We start from the raw sequence: 22,177 nt of genomic DNA on the forward strand, positions 1-22,177 counted from the left end.
CGCTAGTCGCCGGCCACCGGGGTCCCGCGGCGGACGTGGGTCGGCGGGCCCTCGACGCCGCAGTGGTAGCACTCGCCCAGGTGCGGGCACTCGTCCGAATCCGGCGGCGCGGGCTCGGCCGGGGGCGCCAGGACGCCGTTGTGGATGCCCAGCGCGATCAGCCCGCCGGCGATCGCCAGGACCGCGCAGATGACCAGCGCCATCCGCCAGCCCGCGGTCAGCGCCACCGGGTCCGCGTACGCCTCGCCGGTCAGCCCCGCCGCCGCGGGCAGCACCGCGACCGCCAGGAGACCGCCCGAGCGGGCGATCGCGTTGTTGACGCCGGACGCCACCCCGGCGTACCGGTCCGGGGCCGCGGCGAGCACCGTCGCGGTCACCGGGGCCACCACCGTCGCCAGCCCGAGCCCGAACACGACGACCGCGGGCAGCACCGCGCCCAGGTAGGACGCGCCGGGCGCGATGCGCAACATCAGCAACATCCCGATGCCGACGACGATCGGGCCGGCCACCAGCTGCGCCCGCGGGCCGATGCGCTGGGCCAGCGCCCCCGACCGCCCCGACAGCAGCAGCATGATCACCGTCAGCGGCAGCCCGGCCAGGCCGGACGCCGTCGGCGAGTAGTGCAGCGACACCTGCAGCTGCATGACCAGCAGCATCATCACGCCGCCGAGCGCCGCGTACATGGCGAAGGTCAGCGCGTTGGCCAGGGTGAACGTCCGGTCGCGGAACAGCGACGGCGGCACCAGCGGCTCGCGCGAGCGGTGCTGGACGACGACGAACGCGGTCAGGCCCGCGATCCCGAGCAGGCCCGCGACCAGCACGACCGGGTCGCCGATGCCCCGCACCGGCGCCTCCACCAGGGCGCCGGTGACGCCGGCGAGGCCGAGCGCACCGAGTGCGGCGGCGCCGAAGTCCGGGTGCCCGGTCGCGTCCGGGTCGCGGGACTCGGGCACGAACTTCCGCGCCATCAGCACGACGACCAGCGCGATCGGGACGTTGATCAGGAACGCGAGCCGCCACGACCAGACCTGGACGAGGAAGCCGCCGAGCAGCGGGCCGGCGGCGGCCGCGATGCCGCCGAGGCCGGACCAGGCGCCGATCGCGCGGGCGCGCGCGTCGTGCGCGAAGGACGACTGGAGGATCGCGAGCGACCCGGGCGTCAGCAGGGCGCCGCCGATGCCCTGCAGGATCCGCATCGCGACGAGCATCTCGGTCGACACCGCGGCGGCGCACAGCCCGGAGGCGACGCCGAACCAGACGACGCCGACGAGGTACACGCGGCGCCGGCCGTACCGGTCGCCGAGCGAGCCGGCGACGAGGATGAGCGCGGCGAGCGCCAGCAGGTAGCCGTCGAGGATCCACTGCAGCCCGGCGACGGACGCGTTGAGCTCGGCGCCGATGCGGGGCAGGGCGACGTTGACGATGGTGCCGTCGAGCATCGCCATGCCCGACCCGAGGATCGTGGTGGCCAGCACCCCGCGCGCGGCGTGCGTCCCCCAGCGGATCCCGGTGTCTTCAGTGGCTGTCACCCTGCCACTTCACCCCGGCCGGAGATCGCCGTCAACAACTCAGGGCATCAGCGTGGTGACGAACTTGTACCGGTCGCCGCGGTAGACCGACCGCGCGAACTCGACCGGCTTGCCGTCGGTGGCGAACGAGTGCCGGGTCAGCCGCAGCACCGGCATGCCGACGTCGGCGCCGAGCATCTCCGCCTCTTCCGGACCCGCGAGCGACGTCTCGATCGACTCCTCGGCGCGTTCGAGTTCGACGCCGAAGTGCTCGCGCAGAACGGCGTACAACGAACCGCCGGCCGAGATGTGCTTGCGCAGCCCGCGAAACCGGCCGGCCGGCAGGTGCGAGGTTTCCAGTGCCATCGGCTGCGAGTCCGCCAGTCGAAGCCGTCGAAGGCGAAGAATTTTCGCACCCGTCCGGATTCCGAGCAGTTTCGCGAGGTCGCCCTCGGCCGGCAGCTCTTCGAGCTCGAGGAGCTTCGAAGACGGCTTCAGACCCTGCCGGCGCATGTCCTCGGTGTAGGACGACAGCTGCAGCCGCTGGGCGAGCTTCGGCTCGGCCGCGAAGGTGCCTTTCCCCTGCACGCGGTGCAGGCGGCCCTCGGCGGTCAGGTCGGCCAGCGCCTGGCGCACGGTGGTGCGGGAGACCGTGAACTCCCCGGCGAGCGCGCGTTCGGTCGGGATCGGCGACCCCGGCGGCAGCACGTCCAGGAGGTCGAGGAGGTGCTGTTTCAGCGCCCAGTACTTGGGCTCGCGCTGCCCGCGGATCCCGGCGACGGCGCCCGCCTCGCCCGTGGTGGTGGTCTCCAACATGCCCGACTCCCTATGTCTTCCCTCATTGCGCGCCACGTCCCCGTAAGAAACGTACCCTTTTCCCCAAACCCGCCGCCCTACTAACATTGGTCTAGACCTGACCGACGCCGCCTGAGTCCGGTACATAATGCCGGAGGTGGAGAGGAAAATGATGACCGAACAACGGCCCGGCGAGCACATGGCCGCGGAGATCGCCCAGCAGCCGGACGTCCTGGCGGGACTGGTCGAGCGTCAGGCGGAAATCGCCGGGGTGGCGGAAAAGATCTCACAACGGCCCCCGCGCTTCGCTTTGCTCGCCGCGCGTGGATCGAGTGACCACGCAGCGTTGTATGCGAAGTACCTGATCGAGGTACTTCTCGGCCTTCCGGCTGGTCTTGTCTCCCCGTCCACGGCGACGCTGTACGGCGCGCGGCCCGATCTGCGGGACGTGCTGTTCGTCACGGTCAGCCAGAGCGGTGGTTCGCCCGACCTGATCGAGGTCACCGAGACGGCGCGGCGCCAGGGCGCGCTGACGGTGTCCGTGACCAATACGCCCGATTCGCCGTTGCGCGCGGCGTCCGAGCTCGGCGTCGACATCGGCGCGGGCGTCGAGAAGGCCGTCGCGGCGACCAAGACGTACTCCGCGACGCTGATGGCGCTGTACCTGCTGATCGACGCCGTGCGCGGCGGCAAGGCGGCCGACGCCGAGAAGATCGGCGAACTGGCGCAGCAGACGCTCGACGGGGCCGCCGAGGGCGTGCAGCGCGCCGTCGACCGGTACCGCTTCGTCAACCGCGTGCTGACCACGGCCCGCGGCTACTCGTACGCCACCGCGCTCGAGGCGTCGCTGAAGCTGGCCGAGACCAGCTACCTCGCGGCCCGCGCGTACAGCGGCGCGGACCTGCTGCACGGCCCGGTCGCGGCCGTCGACGACCAGACCGCGGTGCTCGCGGTGACCAGCGCCGGGCACGGCGCGGAGGCGATGCGCGAGGTCATCGACGCCGTCGGCAAGCGCGGCGCGGACGTCGTGGCGGTCGGTTCGGCCTCGGCGGCGGCCCCCGCCGCGCTGCGCATCGACGTTCCCCAGACCGTCGAGGAGCTGGCGCCGATCCTGGAGATCCTGCCGATCCAGCGGATCGCGCTCGGCCTGTCGCTCGCCCGCGGCGGCGACCCGGACAGCCCGCGCGGCCTGCTGAAGGTGACCAAGACGCGGTGAGCTTCGCGGTCGGCGTCGACGCCGGCGGCACGTCGACCAGGGCCGCCCTGGTCGACGCCGCCGGCGCCGTTCTGGGCACCGGGCGCGGTGAAGGCGCCAACCCCAACGCGCACACGCCCGGGGTCGCCGCGGGCCGGATCGCCGAGGCGATCACCGCCGCGCTGGGCGGGCACGACCCGGGCGCCGTGCGGGCGTGCGTCGTCGGCATGGCCGGGGTCAGCAAGCTGAGCGACCCGGCGGTGGCCGCGGTCTTCGACGCGGCGTGGGCGCGGATCGGGCTCACCGGCACCGTGCGCGTGGTGGCCGACGCCGAAGTGGCGTACGCGTCCGCGACGTCGGCGCCGGACGGGACGGTGCTCGTCGCCGGCACCGGCTCGATCGCGGGCCGGATCCGCAAGCGGCGCTTGGCCGGCACCGCCGGCGGCTACGGCTGGCTGCTGGGCGACGAAGGGTCCGCGTTCTGGCTCGGGCGCGAGGCCGTCCGATCCACTTTGGAGGCTCTGGGCCGCGGGCTGCCGCTCGACGGGCTCCCGTCGGCGGTGCTGGCCGCCGCGCTCGGACCGTCCGGTTTGGACGTCCGGACGGACGCCGAACGGCTCGTCGCGTCCCGCGCGCTGATCACCGCGGCCAACGCCGAGGCGCCGGTCCGGCTGGCCCGGTTCGCGCCGTTGGTGAGCGCGGCGCACGACGCGGGAGAGCCCGCGGCGAGCGGGATAGTCGCCCGGGCGGCCGAGCTTCTGGTCGCCAACGCCCTCGCCGCGCGCGAGCCCGGCGAGGCGGGCCCGGTCGTGCTCGTCGGCTCGGTGCTCACCGGGACCAGCCCGGTCGGCACCCTGGTCCGCCGTGGGTTGTCCGGCCTCGAGGTGCTGACCAGCTCCGATGGGGTCCTCGGGGCGGCCTGGCTCGCCGCCGTCGACGCCTTCGGCGAAGGGGTGGTTAGACCAGTATTTCCCTAAACCGGGCGCGAAATCGCCAAAACATCGACTGAACCCGGGTGTTCCGGGTAACGTAGGCAGTGGCCCCCGGACCCTCCCCCCTCGCCGGGGGCCGCCTTATGTCCTGGGTACGTCGTCCGGGCCGTCCGGGGCCAGGCGCAGTCCGGGGTGTTCCGGCGGCAGCGCCCGGTACAGCACCCAGCCGCTCACCGCGACGGTCAGCGCGACCAACGGCCACGAGAGCACCGTCCGGGCCACGCCGAGCGCGATCACCTGGCCGGACCACCACAGCAGGCCGTAGACGACGACGCGCAGCGTGTACTGGCCGAACACCCACACCCAGCTGGCGCGCGAGTACGCCTTCAGCAGCACCGGGTCGCGGCGCCAGCGCGTCTTCTGGCCCAGCAGCAGGCCGACGACGACGCCGAGCAGCGGCCACCGGACCACGATGCTGGCCGCCCACAGCAGGGCGCTGGCCACATTGGACATCAGCTGCAGCAGGAAGAAGTCCTGGGCGCGCCCGGTGTGCAGGGCGATCAGCGCGGCCGCGACGACGGCGGCCAGGCTGACCACGAGCGCGCGGACCTTCCCGCCGCGGACCATCCGGTAGACACCGAGCGCGACGGCGACCGCGATGGCCGCGCCGGCACCCCACGCGATCGACTGCCCGGCCGCCAGCCAGCCGACGACGAAGCCGACGGGCGGGATGCTGGCGTCGAGCGCGCCCCGGCGGCCGCCGAGGATCTGCGTGAGCGACTCACGGGGTTCTGCGGACACGTGTCCAGCCTGCCGGATCGCGGCGCGAGCGCTCCAAGCAGGGAGATTTTCGCCACATCGGATGTGGTATTCGCCTTCGAGTGTGCTGTCTCACGGCATGCCGAAGGTGAAGACTGCGTAATAGAGAGGCGGGGAAGGCCGACAAGATAAGACACTGTGACCGCGAGCTGAACACCGGTGGGACACAGATGGTTAGTTGGGGTGTACAACTACATGTCGGGGAGTGTCGGCCGCAGGACGGGAAGGGGACCCAACGTGTACGGATTCGACAGCTATGTGGCGATCGGTGACAGCTTCACCGAGGGGCTGAACGACGAGCTGCCGGACGGTTCGTTCCGCGGCTGGGCCGACCGCCTCGCGGAGATCCTCGCGGCCGGGCGGGCCGGCTTCCAGTACGCGAACCTGTCCCTGCGGGGCAAGATGCTCGACGAGATCATGGACGAGCAGCTCCCGATCGCGCTCGACCTGAAGCCCGACCTGGTCACGCTCTGCGCGGGCGGCAACGACATCATCGTCCCGGGGGCGGACGTGGACGCGGTGGCGGAGCGCTTCGAAGAGGGCGTCGCGAAGCTGCGCGAGGCGGGGATCCCGGTGCTGATCTTCAACGGGCCGGACACGAAGGTCCTCTCGGTCATGTCGGTCCTGCGCGGCAAGGTGGCGATCTACAACGCGCACCTGTGGGCGATCGCGGAGCGCCACGGCGCCCGGATGGTCGACCTGTGGACGATGGCCCCGCTGCACGACCGCCGCGCCTGGAGCGACGACCGCCTGCACTTCTCCCCGGACGCCCACCGGCGCATCGCGCTGAAGTCGGCGGAGGTCCTGGGCGTCCCGGTGGCGAGCGACTGGCGCGAGCCGTGGCCGTCGGAAGACCACCCGTACCGGTGGATCGACTCGCGCCGCTCGGACCTGACGTGGACGAAGGTGCACCTGCTGCCCTGGATCCGCCGCCAGCTGCGCGGCGAGTCCATGGGGGACGGCCTGTCGCCCAAGCGGCCGCAGCTGTCCCCGCTGGTCCCGCTCGACGTGCTCGAGGTGCCCGACAGCGCCCAGCAGGCCAGCTGACGGGCGTTCGCCCCACGGTCCGTACCCGGGCGATCACCGGGTCGCCAGTTGTCCCCATGTCGACACGCCTGGGGACAACTTGTGGACCACCACCCTTCTCCGGCTCGCCAACCCGCCGGACCCGGCTTACGCTCCCCTTATGCCCGGTGGTCGTCGCTGGATCCTCGTGGTCCCGATCGCGGTGCTGGTCACGGCGCTGCTCGCGGGGGTCGTCACCTGGGCTCAGGGCGGCAACATCCAGCGCGACCTCACCTCCGACGCCCAGGCCGCGCTCGCCGGGGCCGGGCTGACCAAGGGGAACGTCAGCTTCGACGGCCGGGACGCCACCCTCAGCGGCTTCCCGCCCGACCAGGCGCTCCGGGCCCTCGAGGTCGTCCAGAAGGTCGACGGCGTCCGCGCCGCCCAGCTCGACGGGGACGTCACCCCGGTGGCCCCCAGCAGCCCGCCGCCGAGCACGACGCCGCCCGAGAGCAGCAGCCCGCCGCCGACCACCACCGCCACCGCGCCCCCGCCGCCCACCGACAAGGCCGGCGTGCAGGCCGAGATCGACCGGATGCTCGCCGAGACGCCGATCACCTTCGTGCCGGACACCGCCCGGCTGACACCCGAAGGCGAGCAGGCCGCCGTCGCCGTCGCGGTCGCGATCGCCAAGTCGCCGGAGACCTTCCGGTACCGCGTCACCGGCCACGCCGCCCTCGGGTCGGGCAGTGCGAGCGGCGCGCTGAAGCTCTCCCGGGACCGCGCCAGGGCCGTCGTGCGGATCCTCACCACCAACGGGCTGACGGCCGAGCGCCTGACCGCACGGGGGCTGGGCGACACCCGGCCGTCCGGCGGCGAAGAGGACCGGCGCGTCGAGATCACGGTCGTTTGAGGGGTGAGTGAGCAGATGGTGTGGCTGTTCGGGCAGATCTGGCTGTGGCTGATCATCGCCTTCCTCCTCGGCGCGCTCACGTCGTGGCTCGTCCTGCGCACCGCACAGCGCCCGAAAGCCGAACCGGTGCCCGAAGACCACTACTACGACGAGCCGGAGCCCGAGCCGGAGCAGCTGGCGGCCGAGCAGACCCAGTTCATCCCGGCCGCCTGGGCGCAGCACGAGACCGATCGCCCCCAGGCCGTCCACGACGACGACGGACCCGAACCCGCGGGCCACCGCGAAGGGCACTTGCCGATGCCGCCGCAGCACGCCCTGCAGGCCGAGGACTGGCCCACCGAAGAGGAGCCGGCCTGGCCCGGAACCGACGACCTGCCGGAGGCCACTCCCCAGTGGCCGCACCAGCCTGGGCGCGGTGGCTGACACCCATCCTGGTAAGTTCGGCTACGCACTGTGAGCGAAGGCCGAGGAGGGGGTGGCGTGGCGCTCCCCCATTGGACGTCGCAGCAGGTCCTGCCGCCGGGCCGCCACGCCTGCGATCTGGCCGACGTCTACGAGCGGCTCGTGTTCGACGCCCCGTACCAGAACGAGCGCGAGATCCTCTTCAGCGCGCTCAACAGCTACCTCGGCGTGGCCCGGCGGATCATGCCGTCCGGGCGGGCCTGGGTCGGTGGCGAGCTCATCACCCGCGGCGCGCACCCGCCGCGCGGCCTCGACGTCGTCCTCATCCCGGACGAGTGGGGCGCGCTCAAGCGCCTCGACGACGCCGGCCGCTCGGCCCTGTACGGCCTGCTGACGCTGCGCGGCGTGATCGTCGGGCAGCCCGCGATGTACCTCGATCAGGTTCAGCCGGTCGGGGGGATGCTGGACGGCTTCCTGTGCCGCCCGGGCGACGAAGACGTCTGGGCCGAGGTGTGGGCCGAAGGCGGCAGGGGCTACCCGGAGATGATCTGGTGAAGAACGAGTTCCGGCGCATCGCCGACGAGATCCCCGGCGGCACGTGGCTCGACGACCTGGCGCGCGCCTCGGCGATGGCGGCCAACGCCAAGTTCGAGCGGACGTCCCGCTCGCCGCTGCTGCACGTCTCGGTGATCGGCGAGCAGACCATCGACGCGTACACGTTCTCGGACATCAGCCGCGCGCTGCAGGACGCGACGGCCAAGATCGGGCACATCATCCGGAACCCGTCCGGCGAGGTCACCCAGGTCCAGCAGGCCGACCGCGACAAGGCGCCGCTGATCCAGCGCGGCCAGGCGGGCAACGCGATCTTCTTCGGCTTCCCGGAGCTCGACGTCACCGACGACGCGCTGATCGTGGACGGCATCGAGACGCTGTCCGAGCGCGCGGTCAAGGAGCTGTGCGACTTCCTGCCGGCGAACGGCTCCGACGACGGCGCGCTCGACGCCGTGCTGCTGCAGCGCGACACGGTCCGCAACGCGGTGAGCGACATCGTCAACGCCGTGGCGAAGAACGCGGGCATCGGGATGGCGCTGACGCCGACGTCCGGCGAGCAGGTCACCCGCAGCATGACCACCGAGCAGGCCCGGATCCTGCAGGGCAGCCTCCGCGAGTCGCGCGAGGCCGTCGGGTACGAGACGGTGCGCGGGCGGCTCGACGGCGTCCGCACCCGGCGCCGGATCTTCTACCTCGACCGCGAGCCGGGCGGGACGATCCAGGGCGCGGTGGCGCCGGACCTGCTCGACCAGATCAAGGAGAACCTCGACCGCCCGGTGACCGCCCGGCTGCGCGTCGTCCGCACGACGACGATCGACGGGCGCCGCGGTCGTCCCGTTTTCGAGCTTCTCGAAATCACTCCCGAAGTGAGCCTTTTCGACTGAGAAGTCCGGTATACGACTTTCGCCGTGGGCGACCCTGCCGACACCCGTCGTAGGCCCCACGGCGGTACTGGGATGTCCGTACGGTATTTACGATACCGGCTGCGAGGTCGACGAACCGGCCACGGAACAGTGGGAACTCCGATATTCTTCCCATTGATCACCGGGCCACACCCTGCGCACGTTGTCAGGAAATACCGATACCTGGCACAAAATGGTGGGACAATGACTTTTTCCAGAATGTAACAATTTCGTCTGCGGGCACTCTTATGGGTTAACGTCGTCGCACTCCCACCCGAAGGGGTCCGCATGATGACCGACCCGCAGTACCCGCCGCCGACCGCCGCGCGCCACGGAAGGCCCGCGCCACCGGTGACGGCCACGGAGCGTCGTCAAGCCAACGCGAAACCCGGCCGGAACATCCTGGCGATCATCGGCCTGCTGCTCGGCGTGGCCGCCCTGGTCGTCACGTTCGTCCCGGACTTCGGGTACGTCGCGTGGCCCCTCGCCGGGATCGGCCTGGTCCTGGCGATCGCCGGATTGGTCCAGGTCAAGAAGGGCACCGTGGGCGACCGCGGGCTGGCGGTCACCGCGCTCGTGGCGACGATCGCGGCCCTGCTGACGACGGCCGGGATGCTGCTCTACTCGACCTTCTTCGGCGGCGGCGAGGCCGGGCTGCACCTGCCTTCGGTCGCCGGCGACAAGCACTCCGTGACGTTCCAGGTGACCTCGGCGGGCGGCGCGACCGTGCGCTACGGCAGCCTTTCCGACCAGCGCACGGAAAACGCGCCCGCGAGCACCGACGCGTGGGAAGGCCAGGCGTCCTACAACAATGGTTCGTACCTGTTGACGCTGACCGCGGACACCCGCAATTCGAACGTGAACAACGAAATCAGCTGCGCCATTCTGGTCGACGGCAAGAAGGTCGCGGAAAACAGCGGGACGACGATCGCGCTCTGCACGGCGAACGTGGGCTGAGCCTGGCGACCGGCCGGCCTACCCCCACGTCGGCCGGCCGGGCCGCCACGAGCCGCTCCTGGCGGCTCCCGGCCCCGGCGGGAGTTTTCCCGCGCGGGGCCCGGCGCCGGCGTCTCAGCCTGCCCCTCCCCTAGGGCTCAGCCGGCACCACCGAACCTACGCGGACGTAGCCCGGCGACACTAAGAATCCACTAAGGATCGACCCCGGTTCCGGGCCGTTTCCGCCTCACCGGGACACGGACGTGCGGAATTGGCCGCGCCGAAGCCGGGCCGTGACACATTCGCAACCGGTGGACTCTTCACAAATCTTGATCACCGGCGCCGAGTTGTCGCAGTTCGAATGCGCGGGGAAATCCCGGCTACAGTTCGGCGAGCTCGGTCCGGACCTCGCCGACCAGCTTCGGGTGCACCCGTTCGTAAATGCGCACGGACAACGCCAGCTGTTCCCGCGCGCCGTCGAGATCGCCCCGGGCCCGCAGGACCCGGCCCAGCGTCAGCCGCAGCGCGCCCTCGCGGACCACGAACTCGCGGCTGATGGCGAGGTCGATCGCCTCCCAGACGTGCTGCTGCGCCGCCTCGAGGTCGCCCGCCCGCAGGCAGAGCTCGGCCAGCTTGTCGAGCGAGACGACGAGCCGGTCGTCGTCGCCGGCTTCGCGGTCGATCGCCAGGCCCGCGAGCTGGTGGGCGATCGCCTCGGGCAGCCGGCCGGCCCGCTTCTCCGCCTGCGCGCAGCTGCCGAGCGCCAGGCCGCGGAGCGTGCCGTCCGGCGCCTCCTCGACGGCCTTCGCCAGCCTGTCGATGGCCTTCTCGTGCTCGCCGAGCCGGCTCAGCGCGCGGCCCAGGTGCAGGTCCACCGACGTGACCAGCCGCGGGTCGGCGGATCCGGCGGCGAGGTCCAGCGCCCGTTCGGCGTCGGCGAGACCGGCCCCGGGCAGCTCGAAGGTCAGCGCGATCTCGCACCGCGCGAGCCGCAGCCAGCACTGCCCTTCGACGTCGTCCGCGGCTTCGGCGGCGGCGACGCCGAGGTCGGCCATCCGCGTCCACTCGTCCAGCAGCGGGCACGCGACGCGGTAGCTGTGCCCGATCCGGGCCAGCCGCCAGACGTCGTCGTGGCGGCCCGCGGCGTACGCGGCGTCGAGGACCGCCAGGAGGTTCGGCCACTCGGCCGCGAACCAGTCCTGCGCTTCGGCGAAGCCCGGTAGCGGCGGCATGGCCTCTTCGCCGAGCACGCCGTCGAAGGTGAGCGGATCGGCGACGGGCCCCAGCCGGCGCCGGGCCCGGTCGGCCACCGCCTGGTAGTAGCGGACGGTCCAGCCGAGCGCCTCGTCGCGCTCCTTCTCACCCAGCTCCTGCTCGGCGAGTTCGCGCAGGTAGAGCCAGACGAGGTCGTGCGGGACGAAGACGTCGCGAGCGGTCTCGGCGATCAGGTTGTGCGCGGCCAGCGCGCGCAGCCGCCGCCGGGCCTCGGCCACCGGGATCTGCGCGACGGCGGCCATCAGGTGCGGCCCGACCATCACCCCCGGCACCGCGCCCAGCTGCAGGAACGTCTCCGCGACCTCGCCGGGCAGCCCCCGGAAGGAGACGTCGAACGCGGCGCGCACACCGTCGTCGGCGCCGTCGACCTGCAGCCCCGCCAGCCGCGTCCGCTCGTTGCCGAGCTCGTCGACCAGCTCCTCGGCGGTGCGCTGCGCGCTCGCCGAAAGCCGCGCGCCCGCGATGCGGAGGGCGAGCGGGAGGTAGCCGCAGAGCCGCGCGAGGGCGTGGTTGAGCTCGGCCGGGCCGGCGAGCTCCTCGATCAGCTGGACGGCGTCCTCGGGCGCGAGCGTGCCGAGCACGCGCTGCTGGGCCGCGTTCGACACGGCGAGCCCGTCGAGGCGCGAGCGGCTGGTCACCACGGTCATCGTCCGCGCGCTCGGCGGCAGCAGCGGGCGCACCTGCTCGGCCGTGCGGGCGTCGTCGAGCAGCACGAGCATCCGCCGTCCCGCGATCAGCGACCGGTAGAGCGCGACGCGTTCGTGCAGCAGCTCGGGGATCTTCGCGGTCTCGACGCCGAGGCCGAGCAGGAACTGGGTGAGCAGCTCGGCCGGCTCCAGCGGCGGGTGGTGCGGGTCGAAACCGCGCAGCGAAGCGAACAGGACGCCGTCCGGGAACCGCGCCGCGACGCGATGGGCCCACCACACGACGAGCGTGCTCTTGCCGACCCCGGCGGTCCCGGTGACCACTGCGATGGTCGTCTGGCCCGCCTCGGCCCGGGTGACCAGGCCGTCGAGCCAGGCCAGCTCGTCGGCGCGCCCGGCCAGGCGGGGCACCGCGGCGGGCAGCTGCGAGATCGGCTCCCCGGGGGCGGCACTTTCCCGGGAATGTGCCGCCCCCACGGGGGAGTTTTCCCGGGAGAGTGCCGGGAGGTCGTCGTTGAGCACCCGCTCGTGCAGCCAGCGGAGCTCGGCACCGGGCTCGACGCCCAGGGTGCGGAGGGTGGCGCGGGAGACGGTCCGGTACAGCTCGAGCGCGTCCCCGCGGCGCCCGGCGTGGTAGAGCGCGCGCATCAGCTGCCCGGCGGTCCGCTCGGCGAGCGGATCGGCCCGCACGATCGGGCTCAGCTCGACGATCAGCTCGGCGTGCCGGCCGAGGTCGAGGTCGGCGTCGACGCGCGCGCCGTGCACGGCGCGGCGGAGGTCTTCGAGTTCGGGGGCCCGCAGCGAGTCGGGCACGCCGCCCAGCGCCGGCCCCTGCCACAGCGCGAGCGCCTCGGCCAAGAGCGTGGCCGCGGTTTCCGGCCCGGCCACGGAAGCCCGGTCCAGCAGGGTGCGCGCCCGGTGGACGTCGACGCGGTCCGGCTCGACCTCCAGGCGGTAGCCCGGCGGGGTGGTCAGGATGCTCGGGCCGCCGATCTCGCGGAGGATCCGCCGCAGGTGCGAGACGTTGCCGTGGACGATGGTCCGGGCCGTCGCGGGCGGGTCGTGGCCCCAGAGCGCGTCGATGATCTCGTCGAGCCCGACGACCTTGCCGGGCTTGAGCGCGAGGAGGGCGAGCAGCCCGCGGACGCCGGGGCCGCCGATGGGCACGGCGACGTCGCCGTCGAACAGCTGGACGGGCCCGAGCAGCTGGAACCGGCATTCGGCCATGCTCGCGCCCACCTCCCCTGGGTCGTCCGCGGCGTCTCCCTCGCCGGGAGAGTCAACCTACCTTGGTCACCGGCTGTCGAGCAGGCCCGGTACCAGGAGTTTTGGGTTCCTGCGGATTCCGCAGCGGGACCCGGACCCCGGTGCGGCTTCCACGGGGCCGGACATGACACGACCCCGCACCATCGGTCCCGAGCCGCTGGTGCGGGGTCGTGCGGTGCTGCCCCGGGGCTTCGCCCCGGGCCGGCGGCTCCGCCACCCGGAGCCCCCGGAAAGCACCTGGAACTCCCGGCCGGGCCGCCAGGGGGCGCGGTCCGCCCGTCGTCCACGCTGACGGCCGGGCGGGTGGGCTCACCCCGAGCGAAGCACCCGCCGCCGGTCGTCCGCGAGGACGTCTGTTGCGCGGGCCACACGCCCACGCGGTGGCGACACGGTAACAAAGCGCACCGAGTCGGTCACCGCGGGGCCGTGCACCCGCGCGTTCGCGGGGGCTGCTTCACCGCGAGATCGGCGTCGAGTCGCGGCCGGCGATGAACGCCGGCCGCGGCACGCTCGCCGCGTAGGGCTCCTCCAGGGCGTTCTCCACGCTGTTGAACACCAGGAAGATGTTCGAGCGCGGGTACGGGGTGATGTTGTTCCCGGAGCCGTGCATGATGTTCGAGTCGAACCACAGGGCCGAACCGGCCTGCCCGGTGAACTGGTCGATGCCGTGCTCGGCCGCCATCTTCGTGATGTCGTCCTCGCTCGGCACGCCCACCCGCTGGTCCTTGAGCGAGGCCTTGTAGTTCTCGTCCGGCGTCTCGCCGGCGCACTGGACGAACGTCCGGTGCGAACCCGGCATGATCATCAGACCGCCGTTGAACGGGTAGTTGTCCGTCAGCGCGATGGAGCAGCTGACCGCGCGCGGCGACGGCATGCCGTCCTCCGCGTGCCAGGTTTCGAAGTCCGAATGCCAGTAGAACCCGGTGCCCTTGAACCCCGGCATGTAGTTGACGCGGCTCTGGTGGACGTACACCTCGGAGCCGAGCAGCTGCCGGGCCCGGTCCAGCACGCGCGGGTCGCGCACCAGCTCGGCGATCAGGCCCGAAATCTCGTGGACGTCGAAGATCGACCGGACCTCACCGGTCTTCGCCTCGGTGATCACGCGCTCGTCCCTGGCGAGCTCCCCGTCGGAGGACAGCCGCACCAGCTCCTGCCAGTACGCCTGGACCTCGCCCACGGAGAGCAGGTCCTCGACCACGGTGTAGCCGTTGGTCTCGTGGTTGGCCAGTGTGGCGGCGTCGATCGGGCCGTCGGCTTCGGTACCCCACACCGTGGGGTGCACGCGCGGCAGGTGGGCCGGCGTACCGGTGATCCGGGTCGGGTAACTGTCGTCGACCCGGGTGTCCGTGAGCGTCACGGGCTTCGCCTCCTGTTTCCTTTCTCCGGTTCCTTACTCGGTGACCAGCGGGTACACGCCGTTCTCGTCGTGGACCTCGCGACCGGTCACGGGCGGGTTGAAGACGCAGACGCACTTGATCTCGGTCTTCGGCCGGACCTGGTGCTTGTCGTGGTCGTTGAGCAGGTACAGGGTGCCGGGCTTGAGCTCGTACACCTTGCCGGTGGCCAGATCTTCGATTTCGCCCTCACCGGAGGTGATGAACACGGCCTCGATGTGGTTGGCGTACCAGAAGTCGTTGACCGTCCCCGCGTACAGCGTGGTCTCGTGCACCGAGAAGCCGACGCCCTCCTTGGCCAGGATGATGCGTTTGCTGCGCCAGTTCGGGGTCTTGATGTCGGCGTCGGTGTCGGTGATCTCGTCGAGCGTGCGGACGAGCACGTCGTACTCCCTTACTTGGTCAGGACGGCCTTCACGGACTCGTCGATGATCGACAGGCCCTGCGTCAGCTCGTCGTCGGTCAGGGTCAACGGCGGCAACAGCTTCATGACTTCGCCGTCGGGCCCCGAGGTTTCCATCAGCAGGCCGCGCGCGAACGCTTCCGCGCAGATGCGCCCGGCCAGGTCACCGTTCTGGAACTCGATGCCGCGGGCCAGGCCGCGGCCCTTGGCGAGCAGGTTCGCGTCCGGGTAGGACTCGACGATGCCCGAGAACGCGGCGGCGATGCGCTCGCCCTTCGCGGTGGTCGACTTCTCGAGCTCGTCGTCGCTCCAGTAGACGTCGATCGCTTCCTTCGCGGTGACGAACGCGGGGCTGATGCCGCGGAAGGTGCCGTTGTGCTCGCCCGGCTCCCAGACGTCGAGCTCCGGCTTGATCAGCGTCAGCGCCATCGGGATGCCGTAGCCGCCGATGGACTTCGACAGGCAGACGATGTCCGGCTGGATCCCGGCGTCCTCGAAGCTGAAGAACGGGCCGGTGCGGCCGCAGCCCATCTGGACGTCGTCGAGGATCAGCAGGATGCCGTGGCGCTTGCAGAGGTCGCCGAGGGCCTTGAGCCACTCGACGCGGGCGGCGTTGATGCCGCCTTCGCCCTGGACGCCTTCGACGATCACGGCGGCGGGCTCGTTCAGGCCGCTGCCCGAGTCTTCCAGGAGCTTCTCGAAGTAGAAGAAGTCCGGGTAGTCGCCGTCGAAGTAGTTGTCGTACGGCATCGGGGTGGCGTGCACCAGCGGGACGCCGGCGCCGCCGCGCTTCATCGAGTTGCCGGTGACCGACAGCGCGCCCAGCGTCATGCCGTGGAAGGCGTTGGTGAAGTTGATGACCGACTCCTTGCCGGTCACCTTGCGCGCCAGCTTCAGCGCCGCTTCGACGGCGTTCGCGCCGCCCGGCCCGGGGAAGACGACCTTGTAGCCGTACCCGCGCGGGTCGAGGATCTTGTCGCGGAAGGTCTGCAGGAAGTCGCGCTTGGCCACGGTGAACATGTCCAGCGCGTGGGTGACGCCGTCACGCTGGATGTAGTCGATCAGCGCCTGCTTCAGCTTCGGGTTGTTGTGCCCGTAGTTCAGCGCGCCGGCGCCCGCGAAGAAGTCCAGATAGGGCTTTCCGCTCTCGTCGTACAGCCAGCTGCCCTGGGCGCGGTCGAACACGACCGGCCACCCGCGGCTGTAGCTGCGGACCTCTGATTCGAGCTCTTCGAAGATGCTCATGACGTTTCTTTTCTCCTACTCGCCCGGATCTTTGCGTGCTGTGAGCGGACCGATGCGGTAAAGCTCTTCGGCCAGGTGCCCGGCTTCGGGGAAATCTTCCCCGGCGAACAGCACCGTGGTTTCCACCGTGGCGTTCCAGCGCTTCGCGAACGACGTGAACAGCCGGATGGACGCCTCGTTGTCCGGGGTGATGGTGGTCTCGAGGTAACGCACCCCGTTGTCGACCAGGCGGTCGTACAGGGCGTCGAGCAGCTTCCCTGCCAGGCCCTTCCCGCGCTGGGACGCGTCGACCGCGACTTGCCAGACGAACCCGACGTCGGGCTCCCCCGGCCGGCGGTAGCCGGTCACGAATCCGACCGCCCTGCCGTCCTCGCGCGCGACCACCGAGGTCTCGGCGAAATCGCGGCACCACAGCATGTATGCGTACGGCGAGTTGAGATCGAGCTTGGCGGAATCACGCGCGATTCGCCACAGCTCCGCGCCGTCCGCCTTGGTCGGGGATTCGATCAAGTGCGTTACGGACATACTCAGGAAACGTAACAGAGAATTTTCGGCCCGCCAGCGATCTGGCTCACGACCCCCGCAATGACCTGCGGCGACGCGGAGTACCCGGTGAGGAGTCCCACAAACATGTTTGATGTGGACGGTTCGTGGGCATACGCGCGCCTGGGTCGCGCGCCGGTGGTTCGCGACCTACCGGCACCATGAACCTTCGCGGCCGTGATCGCAAGGCGACGGGCCGTATTCCGCACGAGTCCGCACGAGCGGCGCCCCCGGCCGGACGGCCGGCGGCCGCGGCGCCCCTCGACGGCGAAGGTGTCCGGTCAGGCTCCGCGGCGGTGGCGGACGCGGCGCCAGATCCCGCTCACCGGCATCACGACGGCGGGCAGGATCAGGAAGGCGGCCACCACGAGCCACCAGACCGCGCCCTCGCCCCGGCGCCAGCCCGCCACCACGCTGCCGAGCCAGCCGAAGAACGGCTGCGCGAGCGGCGGCAGGAACGAGGCCAGCAGGAGCGCGGCGACGACGAGCACCCCCAGCAGCGCGAACAGCCGTCGCGCGGGGTGCCCCATGGTCAGCAGCGCCGTGGCCAGGTAGACGACCGCGCCGGCCAGCACCGGGAGGCCGATCCACTGCAGGATCGCGCCGCCGCTGTCGCCGATCACCAGGCCGGCCAGCAGCGCCAGCACGCCCGCGGCCAGCGAGCCCGGTGTGCCCAGCCTGGACGCGCTCTGCGTGACCTTCGCCGTGCTCCTGGCCACCGTCCGCAGGATGCCCGCGACCGTCTTCGGCCAGCCGCCGGGCAGGCGGAACGCCACCACGCCCGCGTTGACCGTCGCGGCGCCGAGCTTGACCAGCGTCCGCGTCAGCTGGGCCGTGCCCTGCTCACCCGCGAGCTTCTCCGCCGACACCTGGCACGCCTGGAACACGCTCTGGGCGGCGGCCGCGCCGGCGATCGGCTGCGCGGCCCGCGCGCGGAACCCGGCCGACGCCCGGCCGCTGCACCCGCCGGTCTTGACGTCCGCGGCCGCCTGCGTCGCGACGACCGGAAGTTCTTCCGCGGCGATCTCGGCCTGGCGTGTGCGGGCCAGCACCATCGCCGTGACCGGCATGCTGACCGGGCGTGTGGTGGCGAAGTCCACGGACTCGAGCTTCGCGTTCAGCCCGAGGAACGCGAGTTCGGCGTCGAGCTGGCCGGTCAGCTGCTGCACCTCGGCCGGCTCGGCGTTGTCGTCGCGATCGGGCAGGCGCCAGAGCGGCGTGAGGAGTTCGACGAGCTCGGTCCGGAACGCCTCGGGTCCGATGAGGTCGCGCAGGGTTTCCAGGCGCTGCGGGTCGAGCAGGCACTGCACCAGCCAGCCGGCGCCGTCGACGCGGCCCCACATCCAGTCGCTGGCCCGCCACGACGCCTTGTAGAACGCGCCGAAGTAGTCGGCCTGCATCCCGGTCAGCTTGTCCCACGACCGGCGGCGCTTCAGGTCCAGCAGCGTCCGCGAATCGGCGCTGACCTGCACGAGCTCGACGCGCTGGTCGACCGACGGTGCCTGCGCGAGCAGCCCCCGCGTCGCGACGTGCAGGGCCAGCAGCCGGGCTTGGACGACGTCGTCGGGCGAGCCGGGGTCGAGCCACTCCAGCAGCGTCTTGACCGTGGTGTCGGCCGGTTCCGGCGCGGCGTCGGCCAGCGCCTGGAACGTCGGCGCCGCGGCGCGCACCGCCGCCACGACCATCGGCCAGGCCTGCGCCACCTCGTCGGAGCGGCCGAGCCCGGCCCACTCCTCGGCGAGCTCGCGGATCCAGACGTCCAGAGTGCTACTGGCGCCGGGCCCGTCGTGCGCCGCGACCCACTGCGCGAGCCGGACGCCGCGCGCGGACTTCTGCCGCGCGGTGTGCAGCCCGGCCCGCGCGTCGTTGAGGGCCTTGGCCTGCGCGGGGTCGGGGCCGAGCCGAAACGCGGCGTTGATCAGCTGCAGCCCGGTCGCGACGGCGTCGTCGAGCGCGCTCGTCCGGTACGCGACGAGGTCGGGCACGGCCATGGTGGCCGCCGGCGGCTCGGGCGGGATGCCGCTGCTCAGCCCGCCGACGGCGACCGCGCGCAGCTGCTGCGACATCCCCGAGGCCCACTCGCGGTCTTCGGTGTCCACATCGGACAGTGCGTACCGGCGGGTGGCGACGCGGACCAGCTCGGCCGCGTCCTCGGCCGTCCGCCGCTCCAGGTAGGCGGTGGCGATGCGCCGGTCGATCAGGCAGTCGGGCCCGCCGCGCAGGCCCAGCGCCGCCAGCGAGACGCGGGTGTCCCGCGTCCGGACGACGGCGTCGTTGTGCCGGGTCAGGTCCTCGAGCTCGGCGCTGATCGACTGGCTCATCACCGTCGAGACGACCTTGCTCATCGCGTTCGACAGCAGTGGCGGGTTCGCCGCGTCGCAGGCGATCTCGCTCGCCTCGCGTTCGCCGGTCGGCACGACGTAGAGCAGCAGCCGCCGCACGTCCGCGTGCGACGGGCGTTCGAAGATCTCGCGCAGGGCCGGCCGCAGCGGCTTGTTGAGCAGCACGCCGCCGTCGGTCAACCAGTGCGAGCGCGTCAGGTCGGTGTAGGCGGTCATGTCGGGGTGCAGCTCGTCGGTCCCCTCCGGGCCGATGTGCATCCGGGACAGCTCGAAGGCACCCGGGAACGACGCCGTCGAGCGCGCGGCGAGGGCGAGCGGGCCCTGCACCCCCTGCGTCCACTGTGGACCGCCGAAGCGGAAGAGCATGCGGTGTTCGGTGTCCCGCACCAGGTTCCCGAGCGCGTCGTCGAACCGGGTCGTCTCGCCGTCGATCATCGTGCCGGTGAGCAGCACGGTGATGTCCGGCTCCTCGGCGGGCGCGGCACCGGGATCGGTGATCTCGTGCAGCGCCCGCTCGAGGTCGCCGAGCAGCACCCGGTCGCCGTCGAGGATCGACCGCGGCTGCGCCTCGGCCGGGTCGCGGACGAGGTTCTCCAGCGACCCGATCCTGATCCAGGTGTCGCGCAGCACCTGCGGCGTGGAGCCGAAGGCCTCGGCGAGCCCGAGGCAGGCGGCGTTGATCCCGCCGGCGCTGGTCCCGGTGAGCACGTCGACCGACACCGACGCGCGCAGCAGGTCGAGCAGCTTCCGGTAGAGCCCGGGCCCGGTGTCGCCCCGCGACTCGCGCAGCAGCTGCGACGTCTCGGTGGCGACACCGCCCATCCAGATGGCGAGGCTGGCACCGCCGACCATCGTCATCGCCAGGCGGATCTCCTGCTGCCACGGCTGCACTGTCTGAGGCATGGGCTCCCCCGCCCGGTCGTCGTCCTGACGCAGAGTAGAGGCGCAAGGTAAGCCTCGGGATACGTACAGGTGTACGGCCGTTCGGGTGGAGTTGCTCGCCCGGCCGGGTGCTCAGCTCGCCAGGTGCTCCAGCACCAGCACCTGGCCTTCACCGACGAGGAAGCCGAGCACCGCGCCCGTCGCGATCAGGATCCATTCGTCCTGCTCGAAAGCCGGGCGCAGCAGGCGCTCGAACTCGTGCGGGGAGAGCTCCTTCATCTTCGACACCAGGACGTTCCGGATGTCCATCGCGTCCGTCGCGTAGTCCTCGATGTAGCGCATCGTCTCCGGCAGGCGGGACATGATCTGGGACGCGATCGCCAGCTTCATGTCCTGGTACTTGCGGCTGCCGACCGCGAACACCAGCACCGGCTTGGCGACGCTGCCCAGTTCCCGGTCGAGCTGGCGCTGGATCAGTGCCAGCACCCGGTCCGACAGCGGGCCGTTGAGGATCGCCTCGATGACGTTGTGCGGGGTGATGATCTCCTTGGCGATCAGCGACCCGTACGCCTCCGCGACCTCCGCGCGCCGCTTCAGGAACAGGCCCTGCCACTCGACGCCGAAGTACTTGCGCGGCTCGATCGGGTAGAAGATCATCCGCAGCGCGAGCCAGTCGGTGAACCAGCCGGTGAAGAGGCCGAAGACCGGCATGATCGGCGGGAACTTGAACAGCACCCAGGCGACCATCTGGATCACGCCGATCGCGCCGCCGAACACCAGGCCCGAGCGGGCGATGAACTTGAACTCCTTCGCGCCCGCTTCCTGGAAGATCCGGTTCAGCAGGCGCTTGTCCTTGACCAGGCTGGTGACCACCATGCCCTTGAGGTCGAAGACACTGTCCACATCGGACTTGATCAGGTCGAGCACGGCCGCGACCATCCGCGGCGACTCGTGCTGGACGCGCTGGATGACCAGCTGCTGCACCCGCACCGGCAGCGACTCCCACAGCCCGGGCTGGTAGTGCCCCGCCACCTCGCGCACGATGTCCTCGACGCCCGCGAGCAGCGGTTTCTCGATCTCCTGGGCGATCCGCGACGCGTCCAGCCGCGCGACGACCTCGGCCGGCTTGATGAGCTGCTCGGTCATCGTGTCGCAGGCGATGCTCGCCATCCGCGCCGCGCGCTTGGGCACGATGCCCTGCCAGCCGAGGAACGGCTTGACGCCGATGAACTCCACCGGCTGGAACATCATCCGGATCGCGACGAGCTTGGTGCCGTAGCCGATCAGCGCGGCGACGAGGGGGATCGAGACGTAGAGGGGCCAGTGCTGCGCGAAGTCGGCGACGATGCCGGCGAGGAACGCCCCCATCCGGCTACGCGAAACTCGGGTCGCAGGCTTGCCAGAACTGCGCCCCCAGGCGCGAGATGTGGATCGTCCGCCGGACGTACTTCGCGCGTTTGACGTGCTTCTCGGCGTCGCGCACGGTCTCGTCGGTCAGCAGGATCTCGTACTGCGTCTCCAGCGCCGGCACCTCTTCGTCGAGGTCGACCAGCCCGAGCCCGATCAGCCGCGTGACGTAGCCGGGCACCTGGTCGGGCAGCGACACCCCCGCCGCCTTGCCGACGGTCGACGCGTTGCGCAGCGCGACGCGGCCGGTGCCGCCGAGGCCGGTGCGCTCGACGACGTCGACCGCGGGGAACGGCGAGCCGTCCGACAGCGCGGACAGGATGCGGGCCTCGTCCGGCGTCAGCTGGCGCAGGATGATCGCGTAGAAGTACTCGCGGGCGCGCTCGCGGCCGAAGCCGATGGAGTGGTTGAGCAGCTCGGCCATCGCCGCGCGCAGCGGCTCGGCGTGGTTGTCGCGCGCCGGCACGATGGTGACGCTGGCCTCGACCTTGCCGGGCACCGCCGGGCGGTTCATCGCGGACGCCGCTGTCAGCGCCGCGTGGTACGGGTCGTCGACCTCGTCCAGGCGACGGCGCAGCTCGGCCAGCAGGGAGTGCTCGACCTGCCGGACCGTGCGTTCGGCGGTCTCGACACCGGGGAGCTTGCGCCCGAGCGCGAAGCTGGTGCGCGCGGCCCAGCCCGCCAGTTGCCCGGCGCGGCGGGCCAGGTCGGCCACCTCGTCGCCGGTGCCCCGGCCGTTCGGTCGCTCTGCGTTCACCGGCGGACTCCCCTCTGCGTACGGGCTGATGCTACCTGCGGGTAGGCCGGATGGAGGTGT

Annotated in this window: 19 protein-coding genes; 8 read left to right on the top strand and 11 right to left on the bottom strand. The window is 71.7% G+C overall.

Annotated features, from left to right (window positions below; genetic code table 11):
* Positions 1 to 2 precede the first annotated feature (2 nt).
* Together ACWEN0_RS04955 and ACWEN0_RS04960 are read right to left on the bottom strand one after the other, a co-directional pair.
* Positions 3 to 1,529, bottom strand: a complete 1,527-nt coding sequence (locus ACWEN0_RS04955) for an MFS transporter (RefSeq protein ID WP_451969007.1) — start codon at positions 1,527 to 1,529, stop codon at positions 3 to 5.
* A gap of 39 nt (positions 1,530 to 1,568) precedes the next feature.
* The gene (locus tag ACWEN0_RS04960) at positions 1,569 to 2,324 is read right to left on the bottom strand and encodes a GntR family transcriptional regulator (protein WP_451969009.1); all 756 of its coding nucleotides are present in this window, start codon (positions 2,322 to 2,324) and stop codon (positions 1,569 to 1,571) included.
* Between the two features lie 148 nt (positions 2,325 to 2,472).
* Here ACWEN0_RS04960 and ACWEN0_RS04965 point away from each other — a divergent pair, with 148 nt between their 5' ends.
* Both ACWEN0_RS04965 and ACWEN0_RS04970 read left to right on the top strand, forming a co-directional pair.
* Positions 2,473 to 3,519 (top strand): SIS domain-containing protein, encoded by a 1,047-nt coding sequence (locus ACWEN0_RS04965; protein WP_451969010.1) that lies wholly within the window; start codon positions 2,473 to 2,475, stop codon positions 3,517 to 3,519.
* Entirely contained in the window at positions 3,516 to 4,475 is a 960-nt protein-coding gene (locus ACWEN0_RS04970; RefSeq protein ID WP_451969012.1) for an N-acetylglucosamine kinase, read from the top strand. Before ACWEN0_RS04965 ends, ACWEN0_RS04970 begins: the two co-directional genes overlap by 4 nt.
* A 96-nt stretch (positions 4,476 to 4,571) precedes the next feature.
* On the opposite strand, the gene ACWEN0_RS04975 is transcribed toward ACWEN0_RS04970, so the two are convergent.
* On the bottom strand, positions 4,572 to 5,231 hold the full coding sequence (locus ACWEN0_RS04975; RefSeq protein WP_451969014.1) for a DUF3159 domain-containing protein: 660 nt from the start codon (positions 5,229 to 5,231) through the stop codon (positions 4,572 to 4,574).
* 255 nt (positions 5,232 to 5,486) lie between these two features.
* Between ACWEN0_RS04975 and ACWEN0_RS04980 the strand changes: the two genes are divergently transcribed.
* The 6 genes from ACWEN0_RS04980 to ACWEN0_RS05005 all read left to right on the top strand — a co-directional run bounded on the left by ACWEN0_RS04980 (position 5,487) and on the right by ACWEN0_RS05005 (position 9,980).
* Entirely contained in the window at positions 5,487 to 6,296 is an 810-nt protein-coding gene (locus ACWEN0_RS04980) for an SGNH/GDSL hydrolase family protein (RefSeq protein ID WP_451969015.1), read from the top strand.
* 139 nt (positions 6,297 to 6,435) lie between these two features.
* Positions 6,436 to 7,167: an OmpA family protein gene (locus tag ACWEN0_RS04985; protein ID WP_451969017.1), complete on the top strand. Its 732-nt coding sequence runs from the start codon at positions 6,436 to 6,438 to the stop codon at positions 7,165 to 7,167.
* A 3-nt stretch (positions 7,168 to 7,170) separates the two neighbouring features.
* Positions 7,171 to 7,590 carry a hypothetical protein gene (locus ACWEN0_RS04990; protein WP_451969019.1) on the top strand — a complete coding sequence of 140 codons (420 nt, stop codon included), beginning with the start codon at positions 7,171 to 7,173 and terminating at the stop codon, positions 7,588 to 7,590.
* A 57-nt stretch (positions 7,591 to 7,647) separates the two neighbouring features.
* Entirely contained in the window at positions 7,648 to 8,124 is a 477-nt protein-coding gene (locus ACWEN0_RS04995) for a DUF6932 family protein (RefSeq protein WP_451969021.1), read from the top strand.
* Entirely contained in the window at positions 8,121 to 9,005 is an 885-nt protein-coding gene (locus tag ACWEN0_RS05000; protein ID WP_451969023.1) for a hypothetical protein, read from the top strand. Before ACWEN0_RS04995 ends, ACWEN0_RS05000 begins: the two co-directional genes overlap by 4 nt.
* 306 nt (positions 9,006 to 9,311) lie before the next feature.
* On the top strand, positions 9,312 to 9,980 hold the full coding sequence (locus ACWEN0_RS05005) for a DUF4190 domain-containing protein (protein ID WP_451969024.1): 669 nt from the start codon (positions 9,312 to 9,314) through the stop codon (positions 9,978 to 9,980).
* A 359-nt stretch (positions 9,981 to 10,339) separates the two neighbouring features.
* On the opposite strand, the gene ACWEN0_RS05010 is transcribed toward ACWEN0_RS05005, so the two are convergent.
* The 8 genes from ACWEN0_RS05010 to ACWEN0_RS05045 form a co-directional block, all read right to left on the bottom strand.
* A complete protein-coding gene (locus tag ACWEN0_RS05010; protein WP_451969025.1) occupies positions 10,340 to 13,105 on the bottom strand; it encodes a BTAD domain-containing putative transcriptional regulator in 2,766 nt (921 codons plus the stop codon).
* 493 nt (positions 13,106 to 13,598) lie between these two features.
* The gene (gene thpD, locus ACWEN0_RS05015; RefSeq protein ID WP_451969026.1) at positions 13,599 to 14,501 is read right to left on the bottom strand and encodes an ectoine hydroxylase; all 903 of its coding nucleotides are present in this window, start codon (positions 14,499 to 14,501) and stop codon (positions 13,599 to 13,601) included.
* A 33-nt stretch (positions 14,502 to 14,534) separates the two neighbouring features.
* Positions 14,535 to 14,921, bottom strand: a complete 387-nt coding sequence (locus ACWEN0_RS05020; RefSeq protein WP_451969028.1) for an ectoine synthase — start codon at positions 14,919 to 14,921, stop codon at positions 14,535 to 14,537.
* 11 nt (positions 14,922 to 14,932) lie between these two features.
* Entirely contained in the window at positions 14,933 to 16,186 is a 1,254-nt protein-coding gene (ectB, locus tag ACWEN0_RS05025) for a diaminobutyrate--2-oxoglutarate transaminase (RefSeq protein WP_451969029.1), read from the bottom strand.
* 15 nt (positions 16,187 to 16,201) lie between these two features.
* On the bottom strand, positions 16,202 to 16,711 hold the full coding sequence (ectA, locus tag ACWEN0_RS05030; protein WP_451969031.1) for a diaminobutyrate acetyltransferase: 510 nt from the start codon (positions 16,709 to 16,711) through the stop codon (positions 16,202 to 16,204).
* A 299-nt stretch (positions 16,712 to 17,010) separates the two neighbouring features.
* On the bottom strand, positions 17,011 to 19,974 hold the full coding sequence (locus ACWEN0_RS05035; RefSeq protein WP_451969033.1) for a patatin-like protein: 2,964 nt from the start codon (positions 19,972 to 19,974) through the stop codon (positions 17,011 to 17,013).
* Between the two features lie 111 nt (positions 19,975 to 20,085).
* Complete coding sequence (locus ACWEN0_RS05040; protein ID WP_451969035.1) at positions 20,086 to 21,321, bottom strand: DUF445 domain-containing protein; 1,236 nt, start codon at positions 21,319 to 21,321, stop codon at positions 20,086 to 20,088.
* A gap of 4 nt (positions 21,322 to 21,325) precedes the next feature.
* Entirely contained in the window at positions 21,326 to 22,117 is a 792-nt protein-coding gene (locus ACWEN0_RS05045; protein ID WP_451969037.1) for an Abi-alpha family protein, read from the bottom strand.
* Positions 22,118 to 22,177 lie beyond the last annotated feature (60 nt).

Source organism: Amycolatopsis sp. NPDC004378 (assembly GCF_053602455.1).